Here is a 19,194-nt window from a genome sequence, read left to right on the forward strand (position 1 = left end):
GCCGCGCCGCCCTAGGCTCGCGGCATGAGCGTCTGGGACCGCCTCGTGCGCTGGGAGGACTCGCACCGGTTCGTCGTGGACGCGACCGGCGCCTTCCTGCTGTTCTTCGTGCTCGGTCCGCTCACCATGGTCGGGTCCGGGACAACCCTGGGCGAGCCCGCGCTCCTGCTGTGGGCCGCGCTGCTCATCGGCCCGCTCGCGTGGCGCCGGGTCCGGCCCACGGCCTCGGCCGCCGCCGTGTACGTCGTCGCGCTGGTCCAGCTCGTCACGGTGCCCGGGGTGCTGCCCGCCGACCTCGCGGTGCTCGTCGCGCTGTACTCGGTCACGGTGCACGGCCCGCGCTGGGCGCACCGCGTCGCGATCGGCGGGGCGCTCTTCGCGAGCGTGGTGCTGCCGCTGCAGCTCGTGGCCGACTACTACGCGTCCGCGGTCGTCGTGATCTGCATGCTCGTCGCCTCGAGCTCGCTGACGGTGTGGGCCTTCGGCCTCGTGCGGCGCTCGCGGCGCGAGACGCTCGAGGCGCTCGTCGACCGCGCGGAGCGGCTCGAGAAGGAGCGGGACCAGCAGGCGCAGATCGCCACGTCGGCCGAGCGCGCGCGCATCGCACGCGAGATGCACGACATCGTCGCGCACTCGCTGTCCGTCGTGATCGCCCAGGCGGACGGCGGACGCTACGCCGCCCAGGTCGACCCACCGGCCGCGACCCGCGCGCTGGAGACGATCGCCGAGACGGGCCGTGCGGCCCTGACCGACATGCGCCGCCTCCTGGGCGTGCTGCGCACCGAGGACGGGCGGCTGCGCGCCACCGCGGACGGCCCCGGCGTGCTGCCCGAGCCCGCACCGGCCCAGACCACGCCCCAGCCGGGCGAGGCCGACATCAACCGCCTGGTCGAGCAGGTCCGGCTCAGCGGCGCGCACGTGTCGCTCGTGCGCCTGGGCGAGCCCCACCCGCTGCCGCCCGGCGTCGGCCTGGCGGTCTACCGCATCACGCAGGAGTCGCTCACCAACGTGCTCAAGCACGCCGGACCGGCACCGCGCGTGACCGTCGTCGTGCAGTGGCTGCGCGACGCGATCGAGCTGGACGTCGCCGACGACGGACGCGGCGCGTCGGCCGGCTCCGACGGACTCGGCCAGGGTCTGCGCGGCATGCACGAGCGGGCCGCGATGTTCGGCGGCGAGGTCACCGCCGGGCCGCGCAAGGGCGGCGGGTTCCGTGTGCGCGCCCGGCTGCCGTTCCCGACCCGCTCCGGCTACGGTCCGAGCCGTGCGGCCGGCGCGCCCCCACCGATGACGCCCGCCGCACCCGACGACGAGACTGCGCCCGACGACGAGACCGGACCCGCCGGCGCGAGCACGACTGCCGGCGGGACCGCGCCCGGCGCAGCGCCCACGACCACCTCCACGCCCGACCCGAGCACTCAGGAGCACAGCCGATGACCGAGCAGCCGAGCGGCGCCGCCCCGTCGAGCACCGCGGACCACGTCGTCCGGGTCGCCCTCGTCGACGACCAGCAGCTGGTGCGCGCGGGCTTCCGCATGGTGATCGACTCCCAGCCCGACCTCGAGGTCGTGCTCGAGGCAGGCGACGGCGCCCAGGCCGTGCGCGCGCTCGAGCCGGCCGCGCTGGCCGCGCTCGGCCGCGTCGACGTGGTCCTGATGGACGTGCGCATGCCGACCATGGACGGCCTCGAGGCGACCGCGCAGATCATCGCGCGCGGCACGCCCGAGCACCCCGCCCCGCGCGTGATCGTGCTGACGACGTTCGACCTCGACGAGTACGTGCTCGCGGCCATCCGGGCGGGCGCGAGCGGCTTCCTGCTCAAGGACGCCCCGCCCGAGGAGATGCTCGCGGCGATCCGCACGGTCCACCACGGCGACGCGGTCATCGCGCCCTCGTCGACCCGTCGGCTCATCGAGCACCTCGTCACGGCGCTGCCCGAGCCCGAGTCCGAGGACGGCACGCCCAACCCCGCGCAGGCGATGGTCGCCGAGCTCACCGAGCGCGAGCGCGAGGTGCTGCTCCTCATGGCCCGCGGCCGGTCGAACACCGAGATCGGCCGCGACCTGTTCGTCGCCGAGGCGACCGTCAAGACGCACGTCGGCCGGATCCTGGCCAAGCTCTCCGCGCGCGACCGGGTCCAGGCCGTCGTCACCGCGTACGAGGCGGGTCTCGTCCGACCGGGCAGCTGACCGGTCCACGGGCTGAGCGCCCGTCATGCCACGGGATGACGGGCGGCCGGAACGACGAGACCGCGGGCCGACGAGGCGGCGTCGGCGCTCTTCCTAGCCTGGTCACGTACCGATCCCGTCCCACTCGAGGAGCACCGTGTCTTCTTCCACGCCCGCAGCCGTTCCCCCCGGCACGCACGGAGCGGTCCCCGCCTCGTCGGCGCGCGGCCTGACCAAGACCTATGGGTCGGGGGCCGCTGCGGTCCGCGCGCTCGACGGTGTCGACGTCGACTTCGCTGCGGGGGCCTTCACCGCGATCATGGGCCCCTCCGGGTCCGGCAAGTCCACCCTCATGCACCTGCTCGCGGGGCTCGACCTCGCGACGTCCGGGTCCGTGCGCCTCGGTGAGACCGAGCTGACCGCCCTCGACGACGACGCGCTCACGCACCTGCGTCGCGACCGGATCGGGTTCGTCTTCCAGTCGTTCAACCTGCTGCCGATGTTCACCGCGGAGCAGAACATCACGCTGCCGCTCGAGCTCGCCGGCACGCGGGTCGACCGCGAGTGGCTCGACCTGCTCACCGTGACGCTCGGGCTGACGGGGCGCCTGACGCACCGGCCCAGCGAGCTGTCGGGCGGCCAGCAGCAGCGCGTCGCGATCGCACGCGCGCTCGTCACCCGCCCCGACGTCGTGTTCGCCGACGAGCCCACGGGCAACCTCGACTCGCGCTCGGGCGCCGAGGTGCTCTCGTTCCTGCGCCGCTCGGTCCGCGAGCTCGGCCGCACGGTCATCATGGTCACGCACGACCCGACGGCCGCCGCCTACGCCGACCGCGTCGTGCTGCTCGCGGACGGTCGGATCGCCGGTGACATCGCCGAGCCCACGCCCGAGTCGGTGCTCGCCGGCCTCGAGGCCCTGCGCACGCTCGAGGCGCCCATCGCCGACGGGGTGAACGCCTGATGCTCCGCCTCACTCTCGCCCAGATGCGCCGCAGCCTGGGCCGGCTCACGGCAGCCGCGATCGCGATCGCGATCGGCACCGCCTTCGTCGCGGCGACGCTGCTCACCGGCGGCGTGATCAAGCGCACGAGCTACGACTCGGTGACCGCGTCGTTCGCCAAGGCGGACCTCGTGGTCGACGGCGACGTCACCGGGCTCATCGACGAGATCCGCGACGTGCCCGGCGTCGCCGCGGTCGACCCGGTGCTGGTCAGCGGCACCGAGATCAGCAAGGGCGCCGCGCGCTCGTGGCAGCTCGTGCTGCCGGTCGCCTCCGACCCCTCGCTGTCGTCCCTGACGGTCACCGAGGGCCGCGCGCCGGAGGCGTCCGACGAGATCGCCCTGCCGGCCTCCGTCGCGAAGCGGCTGGACGTCGAGGTGGGCGGGACCGTCGAGGTCGCGTGGACCACGTGGCCCGAGAACGCCGAGCCCGAGTACCACACCACCGACGCGAACGTCACGGGCCTCACCTCCGACCCGGGCGGCGCCTGGACCGGCTTCGGCGGTGCGACGCTCGCGACCCGCGACTCGATGCTCGAGTGGACCAACCTCGACCCGGAGACGGTCGGGTCGGAGGGCGCGCTGATCAGCGCCCCGAAGAACACGGCCGCGGTGCACGCCGCCGTCGCGGCGATGCTGGAGAAGGCGACGGCCGACCGCGAGTCCGCCGTGCCGGTCACCGTGAAGACGCGTGACGAGGCCGCCGAGGCGCAGATCGAGGAGACGGGCGACGGCAACAACTTCGTCGTCGCGGCGATCCTCGGGTTCGCGGCGGTCGCGCTGATCGTGGCCGCGCTCGTCATCTCGAACACGTTCCAGGTCATCGTGGCCCAGCGGGCCCGCACGCTCGCGCTCCTGCGGTGCGTCGGTGCGCTGCGCGGCCAGCTGCGCCGGTCGGTGCTGCTCGAAGCCGCGATCCTCGGGCTCGGCGCCTCGGCGCTCGGTGTGCTGCTCGGCACGGGCGTCGCGCAGGGGGCGCTGTCCGTGCTGCGTCGCATGCAGGACGACATGCCCCTGCCCGCCTACGTCACGCTGACGCCCTCGGTGCTGCTCGTGCCGGTGCTCGTGGGCGTCCTGGTGACGGTCCTCGCCGCCCTGGTGCCGGCTCGCGCCGCCACGCAGGTCAGCCCGGTCGCCGCGCTGCGGCCGATCGACGCGCCCGACGTCGCCTCGCGAGCCGGCAAGCTCCGGCTCGGGTTCGCACTCACGCTCGCCGTCGGCGGGGCCGGCGTGCTCGCGATGGCGCTCCTCGGGTCGGTCGGCAAGCCCGACGAGGCGATCGTCTGGCTCGGCCTCGGCATCCTCGGCGGCGCCGTGTCGTTCGTCGGCGTCCTCGTCGGGGCGGTGTTCTGGGTCCCGTTGATGGTCGCGCTCGTCGGCCGCCTGCTCGGCAAGGCGGGTCCGGCGGCGCGACTGGCGGCCGCGAACACGGTCCGCAACCCGCGGCGGACCGCCGCGACCAGCACCGCGCTGCTCATCGGCGTGACGCTCGTCGCGCTCATGTCCACGGGTGCCGCCAGCGCACGCGCGTCGCTCGCGGCGGAGCTCGACGCCCACTACAACGTCGACGTCGAGGTCACGAGCGCGTCCGGCGGCGTCGAGCCCCTGCCCGCCGACGTGGCGCGCACGGTCGCGGCGGTCCCGGGCATCGAGAGCGCCGTCGACGTGCCCACCGCCGAGGTGTCCATGGGCGACGCGTGGCTCACCGCGCGGGCCCTGACGCCGGAGGTCGAGGCCGTGCTCCGGGACGACCGGATCGCCGCCGCGGCGCGCGACGACCGGATCGTCGTGGCGACTGACGTGACCGAACCTGACGCGCCGGTCACGCACATCGACGAGTTCACGGGACAGCCGGTGGACGGCGGCACGCCCTCGACCCTCGAGCCGGTCATGGTCGACACCGGCCGCCCCGGCTACGCGTACCTGACCCCCGCGACGTTCGACACGATCGTCGGCGAGGTGCCGACGACCACCGTGTGGGCGCGGATCGCATCCGACGCGGACGCGGTCGCCGTGGTCGAGGCGGTGCGCAACTCGCTGGCCGACGAGTCCGTCGTGATCGAGTCGCCCATCTCGCTGCGCGCGCAGTACGAGCAGCTCATCGACACGCTGCTGGCGATCGTCGTCGGCCTGCTCGCGGTCGCGGTCGTGATCGCGCTGGTCGGTGTGGCGAACACGCTGTCGCTGTCGGTCATCGAGCGTCGACGCGAGTCGGCGACGCTGCGCGCCATCGGCCTGACCAAGCGGCGCCTGCGGCTGACCCTCGCGACCGAGGGCATGCTCATCGCGGGTGTCGGTGCCGTGCTGGGCGTGATCCTCGGGGTGCTCTACGGCTGGGCCGGCTCGGCGATCGCGTTCGGTGCGATGGGTGACTCGCGGCTCGCGGTGCCGTGGGGCGACGTGGGCGTGATCATCGCGGTCGCGCTCGGTGCGGGGCTCCTCGCCTCGGTCCTGCCGGCCAGGTCGGCCGTGCGGACGTCGCCCGTCGCGGCGCTCGCGGTGGACTGACCGGCCGCCGCGGCCAGACGTTCAGCGGCGCTTCGGAGTACCGGAGGGGGTACCCGTGGCGCCGCTGGCGTCTGCCCGCGACGCGGCCCCGGTCGTCACCGCGACGACCGCGGGCAGCAGCAGGCCGACGCCCACGACGACGGCCGCCACGAGCACGCCCCACGCCCACACGCTCGACTCGACACCGAGCCACCCGATCGACAGCACGACGAGCATGATCTGCCACGTCATCACGGGCGAGCGCGCCCAGCGACGCCCGCGCCACAGCCCGCGCGCGCCGGCCGCGAGGACGAACGCGATCGCGAGCCCGAACACGATGAGGAAGACGCTCGCCGCGGGCCGCACGGACACCCCGCGCACCAGGTCCACGGCCCAGGCCACGGCCAGGCCGGCCGCGGTCGCAGCCTCCAGGAGCGTCAGGAGGCACACCACGACGAGCGCGGCGGGGCGCCCGGCGGCGGGCGAGGACGGGGAGGAAGCGCTCACGGGCCGAGCCTACGGCGCCCACCCCGGCCGGCCGCCCGCGGGGCAGCGTCGACCGGCCGCGGCGGCAGTCGAGACGGTGCAGCGTGACCCATACCACGTTGGCAGGGGTGCCAATGACATCGAGCCGCTCAATTCGGTCATGACAAGCGCCCGAATCGATCCACGACGTGCGGATCACGCTCGAACGAGTGTGATCAACGCCTCATCCGTAACGGAGTCGAAACCATCTCGTAACCCCTTGTGCGATGGGGAAACGGGTGTGACTCTTGATGCAGCAGGTCTTCAGCCCAGCCCCCCCAACGAAACGTCCGCGACGTCGCGCGCGCCCTCACCAGGGTGCCGTGGTCGTCGTGCGCCCAAGGAGAGTTCGCATGGATTGGCGCCACCGCGCAGCATGTCTCGACGAGGACCCCGAGCTGTTCTTCCCGATCGGCAACACGGGCCCTGCGCTCCTCCAGATCGAGGAGGCCAAGGCCGTGTGCCGTCGTTGCGACGTCGTCGACACGTGCCTCAAGTGGGCCATCGAGACGGGTCAGGACGCGGGCGTCTGGGGCGGGCTGTCGGAGGACGAGCGCCGCGCCCTCAAGCGCCGCACCGCGCGCCAGCGCCGCGCGAGCTGACCGACTGACGCACAGCACTCTCGACGAAGGGCCGGCCACGAGGCCGGCCCTTCGTCGTTCCCGCAGCCGCTCGTCGCGGCCGAGGCGCCAGACCGGTCCGGGCATCAGCCGACCTGGGCGGCGTCGCGCGACGTGCGCAGCTGGACCTCGACGACGACCGCGGTGCCACCCTCGGGCCGCAGCCGCCAGTCGATGCTCCCCCGCAGCTCGTTGGTGACGAGCGTCTGGACGATCTGCGTGCCCAGCCCCGTGCCCGCCCCGCGGCCCTCCGGCACGCCCGAGCCGTTGTCGGCCACCGTCACGCTCAGGTCGTCGCCGTCGCGCTCGACGATCACCTGGACCTCACCGGACTCCCGTCCCGCGAAGCCGTGCTCGACCGCGTTGGTCACGAGCTCGGTGAGCACCAGGGCGAGCGCGGTCGCGTCCTCGGCACGCACCGAGCCGAACGTCCCCGAGACCGTGGTGCGCACGTGCGCCCCCGCCGACGCCGCGTCGGCCGCCAGCCGCAGGCTGCGCCCGACCAGGTCGTCGAACGGCACGCTCTCGTCGATCGTCTGGGACAACGAGTCGTGCACGAGGGCGATCGTCGCGACGCGGCGCATCGCCTCGGTGAGCGCGTCGCGCGCCTCGGGCGAGGTCATCCGGCGCGACTGCAGGCGCAGGAGTGCGGCCACGGTCTGCAGGTTGTTCTTCACGCGGTGGTGGATCTCGCGGATCGTCGCGTCCTTGGTGATGAGCTCGCGCTCACGGCGACGCAGCTCGGAGACGTCGCGGCACAGCAGCACCGCGCCGATGCGCGAGCCCTGCTCGGTCAAGGGCACCGCGCGCAGCGACAGCGCCACCCCGCCCACCTCGACGTCCGTGCGCCACGGCGCGCGGCCCATGAGGACCAGCGGCATCGACTCGTCGACCGTCGCGCGCTGCTCCGGGATGAGGTCGGCCGTGACCTCGACGAGCGAGCGCCCGACGAGGTCGCCGAGCGCGCCGAGGCGGTGGAAGCACGACAGCGCGTTGGGGCTCGCGTACATCACCTCCCCCTCGGAGTTGAGGCGCACGAGCCCGTCGCCCACGCGCGGCGCGCCGCGACGAGGGCCCGTGGGCGCGTCGGGCGCCGGGAAGTCGCCGGTCGCGATCATGCCGAAGACGTCGTCGGCCGCCTCGACGTAGTTCAGCTCGAGCCGGCTGGGCGTGCGAGCCCCGCCGAGGTTGGTCTGCCGGGCGATCACGGCGATCGGTCGCCCGTCGCGCACGACCGGGATCGCCTCCTCACGCACCGCGTACGACCCGAACCACCGGGGCTCGCGCGAGCGCAGCTGGCGCGACTCGTCGAGCGAGCGCTGGAGCTGGGGTCGCTGCCCCTCGGGTGCGCGGGACCCGACGACGTCGTCGTAGTGGACGGTCGCGCCCGTCGACGGGCGGCACTGCGCGATCGCGACGAAGTCGCCGTCGGTGGTCGGCAGCCACAGGACCAGGTCGGCGAACGCGAGGTCGGACACGACCTGCCAGTCGCCGACGAGCAGGTGCAGCCACTCGAGGTCCGCCGGGGGCAGGGGGCCGTGACGCTCGACGAGCACGCTCAGGGTGGACACCCGCCCAGCCTATGTGGCCCTACTAGGCTCGACCGCGCCGCGAACCGCGGCGAGGAACCCGAGGGGGCCGCCCGTGCACCTGTCCGAGATGCTCGTCCTGCCGACCGACCCGCGCACGGCCGCGCGCCTGCTCGCCGACCCTGACTACGTCCGCGAGAAGGTCGTCGCCAGCGGCGCGACGTGCGAGCAGGTCGACGTCACGCACGACGACACGGCACCCGACGACACGGCACCCGACGAAGCGGCACCCCACGGCGCTGCGCCCCACGCGGCGCCGGGTGCCTTCACCGTCACCTCCCGGCGCCTGCTGCCCACCGAGCAGATCCCCCCGCAGGTACGGGCGTTCGTCGGCGACCGCATCGAGGTGCGTCAGGTCGAGGCGTGGGAAGCACCGGACGACGAGGACGCCCGCGTGGGGACGGTCGTCGTCGAGGTGTCCGGCGCGCCCGTACGCCTCGCCGGGCGGGTCACGCTCGTCGCCCACGGACCCGCCGCGACCGCGATCCGGTACGAGGGCGAGCTGCGCGCCGGCGTCCCGCTGTTCGGCGCGGCGGTCGAGGAGGCGACGGCCGGGGCGATCCGCGCGGCGCTCGCGGCGGAGGCACAGGTCGCGCAGCGCCGGCTCGCGTGACTGGACGCGGGCCGCGCCATCAGCCCGCTCGACACGATGGACCACTCCCGGTCACCCGGGAGAGTCACGGGCATCGTCGGGCGATGGTCACGGGAGCGGTTCCGCGCCGTAACGATTCGGTAACGTGGGAACTGTGGAAGTAACCCCTGACCTGCGGTGATACTCGTGTGGGATCGCTACCACGCCCAACTCGGACACCGACCTCCTTGACACCCCGCGGCCGCCCGACGACAGTGTGACCCAGCGCGTGGGAACGCTCCCGCAGACTGCGGAGGGGAGCGCTTCCAAGCGGGGTCTCTCAGACCCACGCCGACGTGGTTCCGGGTGCATGTCCGGGCCCCGAGGCGACAGGTGAGGTACGGCATGGCTGCCGTCCGACTGACAAGGGAGTCACAGTGCGCAAGACCACTCGAAAGTTCCTGGCCGTCACGGCCGGGGTCGCGAGCATCGCCCTCCTGGCGACCGCTTGCTCCGACGACAACGGCGGCGGCGGCACCCCGACGAGCGGCGAGACCAAGAAGGGCGACGACACGACGCCCATCACGCTCACCGTCGCGACGTTCAACAACTTCGGCTACACGGACGAGCTGCTCGCCGAGTACTCGAAGGACCACCCCAACGTCACGGTGAAGCAGACGATCGCTGCCAAGTCCGAGGACGCGCGTACCAACCTCACGACGAAGCTCGCCGCCGGTGGCGCGGGTCTCGCGGACGTCGAGGCCATCGAGATCGACTGGCTGCCCGAGCTCGTGCAGTCGGGTGACAAGTTCCTCGACCTCAACTCGGCGGACGTCGAGGGTCGCTGGCCCGAGTTCAAGACGAAGCCGGCCACGACGGCCAGCGGCGCGCTCATCGGCTACGGCACCGACGTCGGCCCCGAGGCGATCTGCTACCGCCAGGACCTCTTCGAGGCTGCCGGCCTCGAGAGCACGCCTGAGGCGGTCAAGGAGCTGCTCGGTGGCGACGGCGCCACCTGGGACAAGTACTTCGAGGTCGGCAAGCAGTTCACCGACAAGTCGGACAGCGCGTGGTTCGACTCGGCCAACGCCATCTACCAGGGCATGGTCAACCAGCTCGAGGCCGCGTACGAGAACACCGACGGCACGCCGATCCCGCTCGCGGACAACTCGGCCGTCAAGGGCCTGTTCGAGACGGTCACGGGTGCCGACGTCCAGGCGCTCTCGGCCCACCTCGGCCAGTGGTCCGGTGACTGGGACGCCGCGTTCCAGAACAACGGCTTCGCGACCATGCTCTGCCCGGCCTGGATGACGGGCCCGATCGAGGAGCGCGCCGGCGGCATCACCGGTTGGAACGTCGCTGACGTCTTCCCCGGCGGCGGCGGCAACTGGGGCGGCTCGTACCTGACGGTCCCCGCGGCCGGCAAGAACGCCGAGGCTGCCAAGGAGCTCGCGGCGTGGCTCACCTCGCCCGCCACGCAGATCAAGGCGTTCCTCAACGCTGGCACGTTCCCGAGCCAGACCGAGGCGCTCACCGACCCGGCCCTGACGGCGGCGACGAACGACTTCTTCAACAACGCCCCCGTCGGCACGATCTTCGGCAACCGCTACCAGGCGATCAAGGTCACCCCGTTCAAGGGCCCGAACTACTTCTCGATCCACACGACCGTCGCTGACGCGATCACGAAGGTCGACGTCGACAAGTCGGCGGACCAGGCTGCCGCATGGCAGGGCGCGCTCGACGCGTACAACGCGCTGGGTCTGTGACCCCGGTCGGGGTCGGGCGCTCCGGCGCCTGACCCCGACCAGCCGAGAGGCCGACTGACGCTGGTCGGCCCCGGATCCGAGCGGCGCCCGGTAGGTGCCCTCCCCTCGTGGGAGCACGGCACTTACCGGGCGCCGCGTCCACTCACGCCGTCATGAGGTGGTCATGTCCGTCCAGTCACCCGTCGAGCCCGAGAGCGATCTCGCGCCGGCTCCGCGGCAGCCGCGCCGCGTGGGCTTCTCCCAGACGCTCAGCCGCTGGGACGTCAAGGTCTCGCCCTACCTGTACATCTCCCCGTTCTTCATCCTGTTCTTCATCACGGGTCTGTTCCCGATCCTGTACACGGGCTACGTCTCCGTGCACAAGTGGCACCTGCTCCAGGGCCAGGGTGACTTCGTCGGCTTCGACAACTTCGCCGACGTGTTCAAGCAGAAGGACTTCTGGCTGTCCCTGCGCAACACGCTCTCGATCTTCGTGATCTCGTCCGTCCCCCAGGTGATCGCCGCGATCCTCATCGCCGCCCTGCTGGACCAGAACCTGCGCGCCAAGACCTTCTGGCGCATGGGCGTGCTGCTGCCGTACGTCGTCGCCCCCGTCGCCGTCGGCCTCATCTTCGGCCGGCTGTTCGCCGACCAGTCCGGCCTCATCAACAGCTGGCTGGGCGTGATCGGGATCGACCCGGTCCAGTGGCACGTCGATCCGCTCTCGAGCCACATCGCGATCGCCACCATGGTGAACTTCAGATGGACGGGCTACAACGCGCTGATCTTCCTCGCCGCGATGCAGGCCGTCCCGCGCGAGCTGTACGAGGCCGCGATCATCGACGGTGCCGGGCGTGCGCGTCAGTTCTTCTCCGTGACCATCCCGCAGATCCGCGCGACCGTCATCTTCGTCGTCATCACCTCGACCATCGGTGGCCTGCAGATCTTCGACGAGCCGCGCGTGTTCGACCCCGCCGGCGCAGGTGGTGCGTCGCGTCAGTGGCTGACGACGACCCTGTACCTGTACAACACGGGCTGGAGCGGCCAGTACAACCTGGGCCGCGCGGCAGCGATCGCCTGGCTGCTGTTCCTGCTGATCCTCGCGATCGGCATGGCCAACTTCTTCGTGACCAAGAAGATCGCCACCGGAGACGCCTCGCCGTCGAAGAAGAAGATCAAGGCCGCGCAGAAGCGATACGAAGCGCAGAGGAACTCCTGATGAACTCCATCCCCGCCATCGAGCAGGTCGCCGGTCGCGGTGCTGCGCGCGCCGCCGCCCGCAAGTCAGGACGCAAGGTCGGCGGCTACGACCGCCGCCCTCGGGTGTTCAACTACATCCTTCTCGCGCTCGTCGTCGTGATCGGCGTGCTGCCGATCTACTACACGCTGGTGATCGGCTCGTCCGACACGGTGTCGATCGCGCAGAAGCCGCTCCCGCAGCTCTTCCCGGACGCGAGCCTGTTCACGAACTTCAAGAACGTGATCAACGCTCAGGCGTTCAGCTTCTGGCAGGCCGTCGGCAACTCGCTGATCATCGCGGTCGTCGTCTCGGCGTCCACGGTGCTCCTGTCGACGCTCGCCGGGTTCGCGTTCGCCAAGCTGCGCTTCCCCGGCCGTAAGGGCTTGCTGATCTTCGTCATCGCGACGATGGCGATCCCGACGCAGCTCGGCGTGGTGCCGCTGTACATCATCATGACGAAGCTGAACTGGATCGGGCACCTGCAGGCGGTCATCGTGCCGTCGCTCGTGGGCGCCTTCGGTGTGTTCTGGATGACGCAGTACCTCGAGGAGGCTCTTCCGTACGAGCTCATCGAGGCAGCCCGCGTCGACGGTGCGTCGATGTTCCGCACGTTCTGGTCGATCGCCATGCCCGCCGCCCGGCCGGCAGCCGCGATGCTCGCGCTGTTCACGTTCGTCGCCCAGTGGGTCAACTTCTTCTGGCCGTCGATCGTGCTCAACAACCAGAACCCGACGCTGCCACTGGCGATCCGCCTGCTGCAGCAGAACTACTTCGTGGACTACTCGCTGATCATGGCGGGCGTCTTCCTGATGACCCTGCCGCTGCTCATCCTGTTCGCGTTCGCCGGTCGCCAGCTGGTGGCGGGCATCATGGCCGGAGCAGTCAAGGGCTGATCGCCGACGGTCGGGCCGGCAGCGTTGCCGGCCCGACCCCGGGGCCCCCGAGCGCCGATCTCGCGCCTGGCCCCGGACGACTGTCTGGCACACGAAAGGGAACTGACCGATGGTGGTCGAGAACTCACCCCTCGCCCTCGATGGCGACCGTCCGTCTGCGCCGACACTCGAGCAGGTCGCCGAGCGCGCGGGCGTGTCCCGGTCGACGGCCTCGCGCGCGATCAACGGCGGGCTCCGGGTCTCCCCGGACGCGCTGGCCGCAGTCGAAGCCGCAGTCGCCGAGCTCGGGTACACCCCCAACCGTGCCGCTCGCTCACTCGTGACGAAGCGCACCGACTCGATCGCACTCGTCGTGCCCGAGCCGGACGAGCGCGTCCTGTCGGACCCGTTCTTCGCGGGGACCCTCAACGGTCTCAGCACGGCGCTCGCCGACTCCGACATCCAGGTCGTGCTCGTGATCGCCCGCCCTGGCGAGTCCGAGCGCACGGTGCGCTACCTGCGCAACGGGCACGTCGACGGCGCGATCGTCGTCTCGCACCACCGCACCGACGACCTCGACCGCGTGCTGCTGTCGTCGCGCGTCCCGAACGTCTTCGTCGGGCGCCCGCTGTCCGTCGACCCGCGCGAGGTGCACTTCGTCGACACCGACAACGTCGCGGGTGGCGAGATGGCCGCACGCCACCTGATCGAGCGCGGCGTCACGCGCATCGCGACCATCGCCGGCCCGCAGGACATGTCCGCAGGCGTCGACCGGCTCACGGGCTGGCGCTCCGCGGTGCGGAGGGCCGGCATGTCCGACGACGCGGTCCTGCACGGCGACTTCACGCTGGCCTCGGGCGCCCGGCTCGCCCACGAGCTCGTGGAGCGGTACCCCGATGTCGACGGCGTCTTCATCGCGTCGGACCTCATGGCCGCCGGTGCGCTGGCCGCATTCGCGGAGCTCGGCAAGGACGTCCCGGGCGACATCGCCGTGGTCGGTTACGACAACATCGGCGTCGCCACGTCGACGACGCCTCCGCTCACGACGATCGTCCAGCCTGTCGTGTCCATGGCCCGCGCGGCGGGCAACCGCCTGCTCGCACAGCTGCACGGCGAGCAGCTTCCCCGCGAGCCGCTGATCTTCGCCCCCGAGCTCGTCGTACGCGCCTCGGCCTGACCGTCGCGGCCCGCCCGCCCGGCCGTGAGCCGCCCACCCGGGCCGCTCAGGGCGCCCCGTCACGCACGACGCAGGGGGTCGTGCGCGACGCGCCCACGGTGCCGTGCATCTGCGCCACCCGGCGTGACGGTGGCAGAGTGGCCCGCGTGACGTCGCCGTTGACCACAGCCCTCGCCCAGCTCTCCTCCGCCGTCGAGATCCTCGGCTACTCCCCCGGCCTGCACGAGATCCTCGCCACGCCTCGTCGTGAGATGCACGTCGCCGTGCCTCTGCGGCGGGACTCGGGCGAGATCGTGCTGCACCGCGGCTACCGCGTGCAGCACAACATCTCGCGTGGCCCCGGCAAGGGCGGTCTGCGCTACGCCGCGGGGGTCGACATCGACGAGGTCCGCGCACTCGCGATGTGGATGACCTGGAAGTGCGCCGTGGTCGACGTGCCGTACGGCGGTGCGAAGGGCGGGGTCGCGATCGACCCCCGGGAGTACTCGAGCGCCGAGCTCGAACGGGTGACGCGTCGCTACACCTCGGAGATCATGCCGATCATCGGCCCCGAGCGGGACATCATGGCACCCGACATCGGCACCGACGAGCAGACGATGGCCTGGGTCATGGACACCTACTCGGTCAACCAGGGCTACACGATCCCGGGCGTCACCACCGGCAAGCCGCTGCCCGTCGGCGGCTCGCTCGGGCGCGCCACCGCGACCGGACGCGGCGTGGTGCACGCTGCGGCCGCCGCGCTCGCCGACGACGGTGTCGACCTGTCCGAGGTCCGCGCCGCCGTCCAGGGCTTCGGCAAGGTCGGTTCGCACGCGGCGCACTGGCTGCACGAGGCGGGCACGCGAGTCGTCGCGGTGACCGACGTCGACGGCGGGACGCGCAACGACGACGGGCTCGACGTCGCGGCGCTGCTCGCGCACGTCGCGACCGGCGCACCGGTCAGCACGTTCGAGGGCGGCTCCGCGGTGTCGAACGACGAGATCTTCGGCCTCGACGTGGACCTGCTGATCCCGGCGGCCGTCGAGGGCGTGCTCGACGCCGACACCGCGTCGAGCGTCAAGGCGCGGTGGGTCGTCGAGGGAGCCAACGGGCCCACGACGCCCGAGGGCGACCGCGTGCTCGCCGACCGCGGCATCGTCGTCGTCCCGGACATCCTCGCGAACGCGGGCGGCGTCGTGGTCTCGTACTTCGAGTGGGTGCAGGCCAACCAGGCGTACTGGTGGACCGCCGAGGAGATCGCTGATCGGCTCGCGCAGCGGATGCACGCCGCGTACGCGAGCGTGTCTGAGACCGCGCGCGACCAGTCGCTCTCGCTGCGCGACGCCGCGCTCGCGATCGGGGTGCGACGCGTCGCGGAGGCGCACCAGATCCGCGGCCTCTACCCCTGACGGGCAGGGGCGTCGGCCGCCGTCGTCAGGCGGTCGGCGCCGGGGCGTCCGCGCGGGTGAGGACCAACCCGTCCCCCGCCGGTGCGACGAGCTCGACCACCGCCGCGGGCGAGTCCTCCTCCGTCCGCTCGAGCAGCGGGTCCGCGGCGCTCAGCGCGGCGCCGTCGGCCGCGCGCAGCTCGAGCGGCTCGGCAAGCAGGCGCAGGAGCTCGGCCTCCTGCCGCATCGCGGCGGGCGGTCCGGCCATGAGCGTCGAGGCCATCGGCCCGAACCTCAGCTCGTCGCCGTCGACCGACCAGGTCCCCCGCAGCCGGTTCACACCGCCCGTGCCGAAGACCTGCCCGTCGCCGTCGAACGTCAGCGAGGCGGTCCGCTCGGTCTCGGCAGCGGGCTCTCGCGCGGACGCGTCCGCGGCGGTCGTGGGCGTCCGCACGCTCACGTGCCACTCCCCGACGAGCTGCAGCATGACCCGATCATGGCACCGGCGACCGCGATCGGCCCGCGGTCGCGGTCCGGCCCGGTCTGCTGCACGCGTCAGCCCTGCGGCCGTCAGCCCTGCGCACGCTGGCCCTGCGTCGGCCGGCCGAGCCGGTCAGCCGATCGGCTGGCGGTCCGCCCACGCCTCGAGCGTCGTGCGGGGGCCCGTGTAGAACGGGATCTCCTCGCGCACGTGGCGACGCGCCTCGACGGCGCGCAGCTCGCGCATGAGGTCGACGATCCGGTGCAGCTCGGACGCCTCGAACGCGAGCAACCACTCGTAGTCCCCGAGCGCGAACGCCGAGACCGTGTTGGCGCGCACGTCGGGGTAGTCGCGCGCCGCGTGCCCGTGCTCCACGAGCATGCGGCGCCGGTCCTCCTCCGGCAGGACGTACCAGTCGTACGAGCGCACGAACGGGTACACGCACAGGTAGTCGCCCGGCTCCTCGCCGGCGAGGAACGCGGGCACGTGGCGCCGGTTGAACTCCGCGGCGCGGTGCAGCCCGACCACGGACCACACCGGCAGCAGGTGACGCCCGAGGTCGCTGCGGCGCAGCCGCTGGTAGGCGCCCTGCACCTGCTCGACGGTCTCGGCGTGCCACCAGACCATGAGGTCCGCGTCCGCGCGCAGCCCCGCGACGTCGTACCAGCCGCGCACGACGAGATCGGCGTCCTCACCGACGGCGGCCCGCGCCTCCGCGACGAGCTCGGCACGCTCGGCGTCGTCGGCCGGGAGCACCTCCTCGAGCGCGAACACCGACCACATCGTGTAGCGGATGGTGGAGTTGAGGGTCTCGTGGTCGACCTCGGTCACGGACGATCCTTCCGTCAAGGGGGCGGGGGCGACGAGCTCAGCGCAGGGGGTCGAGCGAGCACGCGGCGGGGCGACCCGAGTCGACGCCGGCCTGGCGCCGGCAGCAGTCGGGCACGCACACGTCGTTGCGGGCCGGCAGCGCGCCGACCGTCGCGGGCTCGACGGTCGGCAGCCCGGCCGCGACCGCACGCTCGGTGGCGGCACGCTCGAGGATCAGGTCGACGAGACCGCGGACGAACGGCTCGCGCGTGCCGACGGTGTCCGCGCGCACCGCGGTCATCGACAGCGCCTCGGCGGTCTCGAGCGCCTCGGTGTCGAGGTCGTAGACGACCTCCATGTGGTCGGAGACGAAACCGATCGGCGAGAGCACGACCGCGTCGACGCCGCGGCCCGCGAGGTCCGTCAGCAGGTCGTTGACGTCGGGCTCGAGCCACGGCTGGCTCGGCGGTCCGGAACGCGAGCAGTACGCGAGGTCCCACTCGACCGCACGGCCCAGCCGCTCCCCGACCGCGGCCGCCACCGTCGCGGCGACGTCGAGGTGCTGCGCGGCGTACGACGGTCCGCCGAGACCGGACGCCTCCTCCATCGTGTGCGGGATGGAGTGCGTGACGAACACGAGCCTCGCGCCTGCGGGGACCTTGCCGAAGGCCTCGGTCACGGCGTCGACGTTCGCCTCGACGAAGCCCGGGTGGTTGAAGTAGGCGCGCAGCTTGTCGAGCGACAGGGGGTGCTCACCGTCGGGCAGGCCGAGGTCCGAGCCCAGCTCCTCGAGCGTCGACCAGAAGTCCTCGCGGTACTGCCGGCACCCCGAGTACGACGCGTACGCGCTGGTCACGAGCGCGAGGACCCGGCGGTGACCGTCCGCGTACGCCGCCGCGAGGGCGTCCTTGGTGTAAGGGCTCCAGTTGCGGTTGCCCCACACGACGGGCAGGTCGATGCCGCGGCGCTCGAGCTCGGCCGTCAGCGCGCGCTGCAGGGCCAGGTTCTGGCGGTTGATCGGGCTCGCCCCGCCGAAGTGGTGGTAGTGCTCGGCGACCTCGGCGAGACGCTCGTCCGGGATGCCCTTGCCCGCGGTGACGTTCCGCAGGAACGGGAGCACGTCGTCGGGGCCGTCCGGACCGCCGAACGAGGCGAGCAGGAGGGCGTCGTAGGGCGCGACCGGGTTCACGGAGGACTCGTCAGGCACAGGTCGATCATCGCACCGCGGCGTCGGCGCCACCGTCCGCCGGGCGCCGAGGCGGCGTGACATCGAACGGACAGAACGTCAGGATCCGCCTCAGCCCTTCACCGCGCCGCCGAGCCCGGCACCCCGCAGGAACATGCGCTGGAACACCAGGAACATCACCACCGGGATGAGTGTGGAGATCGCGAGCGCCGCCATCAGGGTGCCCTTGTCGACGTTCGCCATCGACTGCAGGTAGACGGACAGCGGCTTGACCGACGCGGACTTCAGCACCAGGAACGGCCACAGGAAGTCCTTCCAGGACGCGATGACGGCGAACACGGACACCACGCCGAGGATCGGCCTGCTCATCGGCAGCACGATCGACCAGAACACGCGCACCGGCCCCGCGCCGTCGACGCGCGCGGCCTCGAAGATCTCCCGGGGCAGCGAGTCGAAGAACCGCGAGACGAGCACGACGTTGAACGCGCTGGCCCCCGCGGGCAGCCACACCGCGAGGTAGCTGTTGATGAGCGTCTCGCCGACCGGCGGGTCGACGATGATCTGGTAGAGCGGGATCAGCAGCACCACGGCGGGGACGAACAGCGTCGTCAGCACCGCCCAGCTGAGTGCCTTGGCCCACCGCGGCCGCAGCACCGAGAGCACGTAGCCGCCGGTCGTCGCGACGACGACCTGGACGAACCACGACCCGAGCGCGACCCACACGGTGTTCAGGAAGTACTGCCCGATGTGGTACCTCGTGAACGCCTGGTCGACATTCTTCGTCGTGAAGCCGTTCGGGAACAGCGCCAGCGGCTGCGTGAGGATGTCCTGCGTCGGGGTGAAGGCGAACTTGGCGAGCAGCAGCAGCGGCCCCAGGCACCAGACGACGAGCAGCAGCAGCAGCGCGAGGTGCATGCCGCGCCACGTCCACGCGACGCGCGGACGTCGCCAGTCGGCGCTCGACAGCGCGCCACGCTCGCGCTCGTCGGCGCGGGCCTGCCGACGGCGCCGCGAGGGCCGAGCCTGCCGCGCTCCGGTCCCCGGTGCGTCGCCCGGTCCCGAGGCGGTGCGCGCGTCCGGACGTGGGTCGGCGGTGGTCGCGGCGAGGGGCGAGGTGGCGGTCACGACGTGCTCCAGGATCGCGTCACACGGAAGTACAGCAAGGACAGGACGGCGAGGACCGCAGCGAGCAGCAGACTGAGCGCGGTCGCCTCGCCGAAGTTGTTGCCCAGGTTGGCGAACGCGAGGTTGTAGACGCGCAGCATGATCGTCTCGGTCGCGTGGTTCGGACCGCCGTTGGTGAACAGGAACGGCTCGAGGAACACCTGGGCGGTGCCGATGACCTGCAGGATCAGGG

At 72.3% G+C, this 19,194-nt stretch carries 17 protein-coding genes and 1 pseudogene; 11 read left to right on the top strand and 7 right to left on the bottom strand.

Annotation, left to right across the window (positions count from 1 at the left end):
* The first annotated feature begins 24 nt into the window (after positions 1 to 24).
* The 4 genes from CWIS_RS15730 to CWIS_RS15745 all read left to right on the top strand — a co-directional run bounded on the left by CWIS_RS15730 (position 25) and on the right by CWIS_RS15745 (position 5,675).
* Positions 25 to 1,437 (top strand): sensor histidine kinase, encoded by a 1,413-nt coding sequence (locus tag CWIS_RS15730; protein WP_082156530.1) that lies wholly within the window; start codon positions 25 to 27, stop codon positions 1,435 to 1,437.
* Positions 1,434 to 2,189: a response regulator transcription factor gene (locus tag CWIS_RS15735; protein WP_048344278.1), complete on the top strand. Its 756-nt coding sequence runs from the start codon at positions 1,434 to 1,436 to the stop codon at positions 2,187 to 2,189. The genes CWIS_RS15730 and CWIS_RS15735 overlap by 4 nt, the downstream gene beginning before the upstream one ends.
* A 136-nt stretch (positions 2,190 to 2,325) precedes the next feature.
* Positions 2,326 to 3,129, top strand: a complete 804-nt coding sequence (locus CWIS_RS15740; protein ID WP_048344279.1) for an ABC transporter ATP-binding protein — start codon at positions 2,326 to 2,328, stop codon at positions 3,127 to 3,129.
* Positions 3,129 to 5,675: an FtsX-like permease family protein gene (locus tag CWIS_RS15745; protein ID WP_048344280.1), complete on the top strand. Its 2,547-nt coding sequence runs from the start codon at positions 3,129 to 3,131 to the stop codon at positions 5,673 to 5,675. Before CWIS_RS15740 ends, CWIS_RS15745 begins: the two co-directional genes overlap by 1 nt.
* A 21-nt stretch (positions 5,676 to 5,696) precedes the next feature.
* On the opposite strand, the gene CWIS_RS15750 is transcribed toward CWIS_RS15745, so the two are convergent.
* Positions 5,697 to 6,161 (bottom strand): hypothetical protein, encoded by a 465-nt coding sequence (locus tag CWIS_RS15750; RefSeq protein ID WP_197080871.1) that lies wholly within the window; start codon positions 6,159 to 6,161, stop codon positions 5,697 to 5,699.
* A gap of 371 nt (positions 6,162 to 6,532) precedes the next feature.
* Here CWIS_RS15750 and CWIS_RS15755 point away from each other — a divergent pair, with 371 nt between their 5' ends.
* A complete protein-coding gene (locus CWIS_RS15755) occupies positions 6,533 to 6,781 on the top strand; it encodes a WhiB family transcriptional regulator (RefSeq protein ID WP_048344281.1) in 249 nt (82 codons plus the stop codon).
* Between the two features lie 104 nt (positions 6,782 to 6,885).
* On the opposite strand, the gene CWIS_RS15760 is transcribed toward CWIS_RS15755, so the two are convergent.
* A complete protein-coding gene (locus CWIS_RS15760; protein WP_053071785.1) occupies positions 6,886 to 8,370 on the bottom strand; it encodes a sensor histidine kinase in 1,485 nt (494 codons plus the stop codon).
* Positions 8,371 to 8,443: 73 nt separating this feature from the next.
* Between CWIS_RS15760 and CWIS_RS15765 the strand changes: the two genes are divergently transcribed.
* From CWIS_RS15765 to CWIS_RS15790, 6 genes are all read left to right on the top strand, one after another.
* On the top strand, positions 8,444 to 9,001 hold the full coding sequence (locus CWIS_RS15765) for a DUF2505 domain-containing protein (protein ID WP_048344282.1): 558 nt from the start codon (positions 8,444 to 8,446) through the stop codon (positions 8,999 to 9,001).
* A gap of 395 nt (positions 9,002 to 9,396) precedes the next feature.
* On the top strand, positions 9,397 to 10,725 hold the full coding sequence (locus CWIS_RS15770) for an ABC transporter substrate-binding protein (RefSeq protein ID WP_048344283.1): 1,329 nt from the start codon (positions 9,397 to 9,399) through the stop codon (positions 10,723 to 10,725).
* A gap of 163 nt (positions 10,726 to 10,888) precedes the next feature.
* On the top strand, positions 10,889 to 11,923 hold the full coding sequence (locus CWIS_RS15775; protein WP_048344284.1) for a carbohydrate ABC transporter permease: 1,035 nt from the start codon (positions 10,889 to 10,891) through the stop codon (positions 11,921 to 11,923).
* Positions 11,923 to 12,837 (top strand): carbohydrate ABC transporter permease, encoded by a 915-nt coding sequence (locus tag CWIS_RS15780; protein ID WP_048344285.1) that lies wholly within the window; start codon positions 11,923 to 11,925, stop codon positions 12,835 to 12,837. Before CWIS_RS15775 ends, CWIS_RS15780 begins: the two co-directional genes overlap by 1 nt.
* Positions 12,838 to 12,946: 109 nt before the next feature.
* Positions 12,947 to 13,993 carry a LacI family DNA-binding transcriptional regulator gene (locus tag CWIS_RS15785; protein WP_048344286.1) on the top strand — a complete coding sequence of 349 codons (1,047 nt, stop codon included), beginning with the start codon at positions 12,947 to 12,949 and terminating at the stop codon, positions 13,991 to 13,993.
* A 137-nt stretch (positions 13,994 to 14,130) separates the two neighbouring features.
* A complete protein-coding gene (locus CWIS_RS15790) occupies positions 14,131 to 15,381 on the top strand; it encodes a Glu/Leu/Phe/Val dehydrogenase (protein ID WP_048344312.1) in 1,251 nt (416 codons plus the stop codon).
* A 25-nt stretch (positions 15,382 to 15,406) separates the two neighbouring features.
* Here CWIS_RS15790 and CWIS_RS17830 read toward each other — a convergent pair whose 3' ends face one another.
* The 5 genes and pseudogenes from CWIS_RS17830 to CWIS_RS19630 form a co-directional block, all read right to left on the bottom strand.
* On the bottom strand, positions 15,407 to 15,847 hold the full coding sequence (locus tag CWIS_RS17830; protein WP_053071786.1) for an META domain-containing protein: 441 nt from the start codon (positions 15,845 to 15,847) through the stop codon (positions 15,407 to 15,409).
* Positions 15,848 to 15,973: 126 nt separating this feature from the next.
* Positions 15,974 to 16,624: a hydrogen peroxide-dependent heme synthase gene (gene hemQ / locus CWIS_RS15800; RefSeq protein ID WP_082156533.1), complete on the bottom strand. Its 651-nt coding sequence runs from the start codon at positions 16,622 to 16,624 to the stop codon at positions 15,974 to 15,976.
* An 85-nt stretch (positions 16,625 to 16,709) separates the two neighbouring features.
* Positions 16,710 to 17,858, bottom strand: a complete 1,149-nt coding sequence (locus CWIS_RS15805) for a ferrochelatase (RefSeq protein ID WP_229747387.1) — start codon at positions 17,856 to 17,858, stop codon at positions 16,710 to 16,712.
* A 90-nt stretch (positions 17,859 to 17,948) separates the two neighbouring features.
* Entirely contained in the window at positions 17,949 to 18,962 is a 1,014-nt protein-coding gene (locus CWIS_RS15810; protein WP_048344289.1) for a carbohydrate ABC transporter permease, read from the bottom strand.
* A pseudogene (locus CWIS_RS19630) lies at positions 18,959 to 19,194 on the bottom strand (sugar ABC transporter permease); the annotation flags it as partial. The gene CWIS_RS15810 and the pseudogene CWIS_RS19630, both read right to left, overlap by 4 nt.

The sequence above is a fragment of the Cellulomonas sp. A375-1 genome (assembly GCF_001040865.1).
Taxonomy (GTDB): Bacteria; Actinomycetota; Actinomycetes; order Actinomycetales; family Cellulomonadaceae; genus Cellulomonas; species Cellulomonas gelida.

Excerpts from the sequence above, each read along its gene's own strand:
- CWIS_RS15730 (WP_082156530.1), top strand. The coding sequence starts at position 25 with ATGAGCGTCTGGGACCGCCTCGTGCGCTGGGAGGACTCGCACCGGTTC.
- CWIS_RS15735 (WP_048344278.1), top strand. The coding sequence starts at position 1,434 with ATGACCGAGCAGCCGAGCGGCGCCGCCCCGTCGAGCACCGCGGACCAC.
- CWIS_RS15745 (WP_048344280.1), top strand. The coding sequence starts at position 3,129 with ATGCTCCGCCTCACTCTCGCCCAGATGCGCCGCAGCCTGGGCCGGCTC.
- CWIS_RS15755 (WP_048344281.1), top strand. The coding sequence starts at position 6,533 with ATGGATTGGCGCCACCGCGCAGCATGTCTCGACGAGGACCCCGAGCTG.
- CWIS_RS15775 (WP_048344284.1), top strand. The coding sequence starts at position 10,889 with ATGTCCGTCCAGTCACCCGTCGAGCCCGAGAGCGATCTCGCGCCGGCT.
- CWIS_RS15780 (WP_048344285.1), top strand. The coding sequence starts at position 11,923 with ATGAACTCCATCCCCGCCATCGAGCAGGTCGCCGGTCGCGGTGCTGCG.
- CWIS_RS15785 (WP_048344286.1), top strand. The coding sequence starts at position 12,947 with ATGGTGGTCGAGAACTCACCCCTCGCCCTCGATGGCGACCGTCCGTCT.
- CWIS_RS17830 (WP_053071786.1), bottom strand. The coding sequence starts at position 15,847 with ATGCTGCAGCTCGTCGGGGAGTGGCACGTGAGCGTGCGGACGCCCACG.
- hemQ (WP_082156533.1), bottom strand. The coding sequence starts at position 16,624 with ATGTGGTCGGTGTTCGCGCTCGAGGAGGTGCTCCCGGCCGACGACGCC.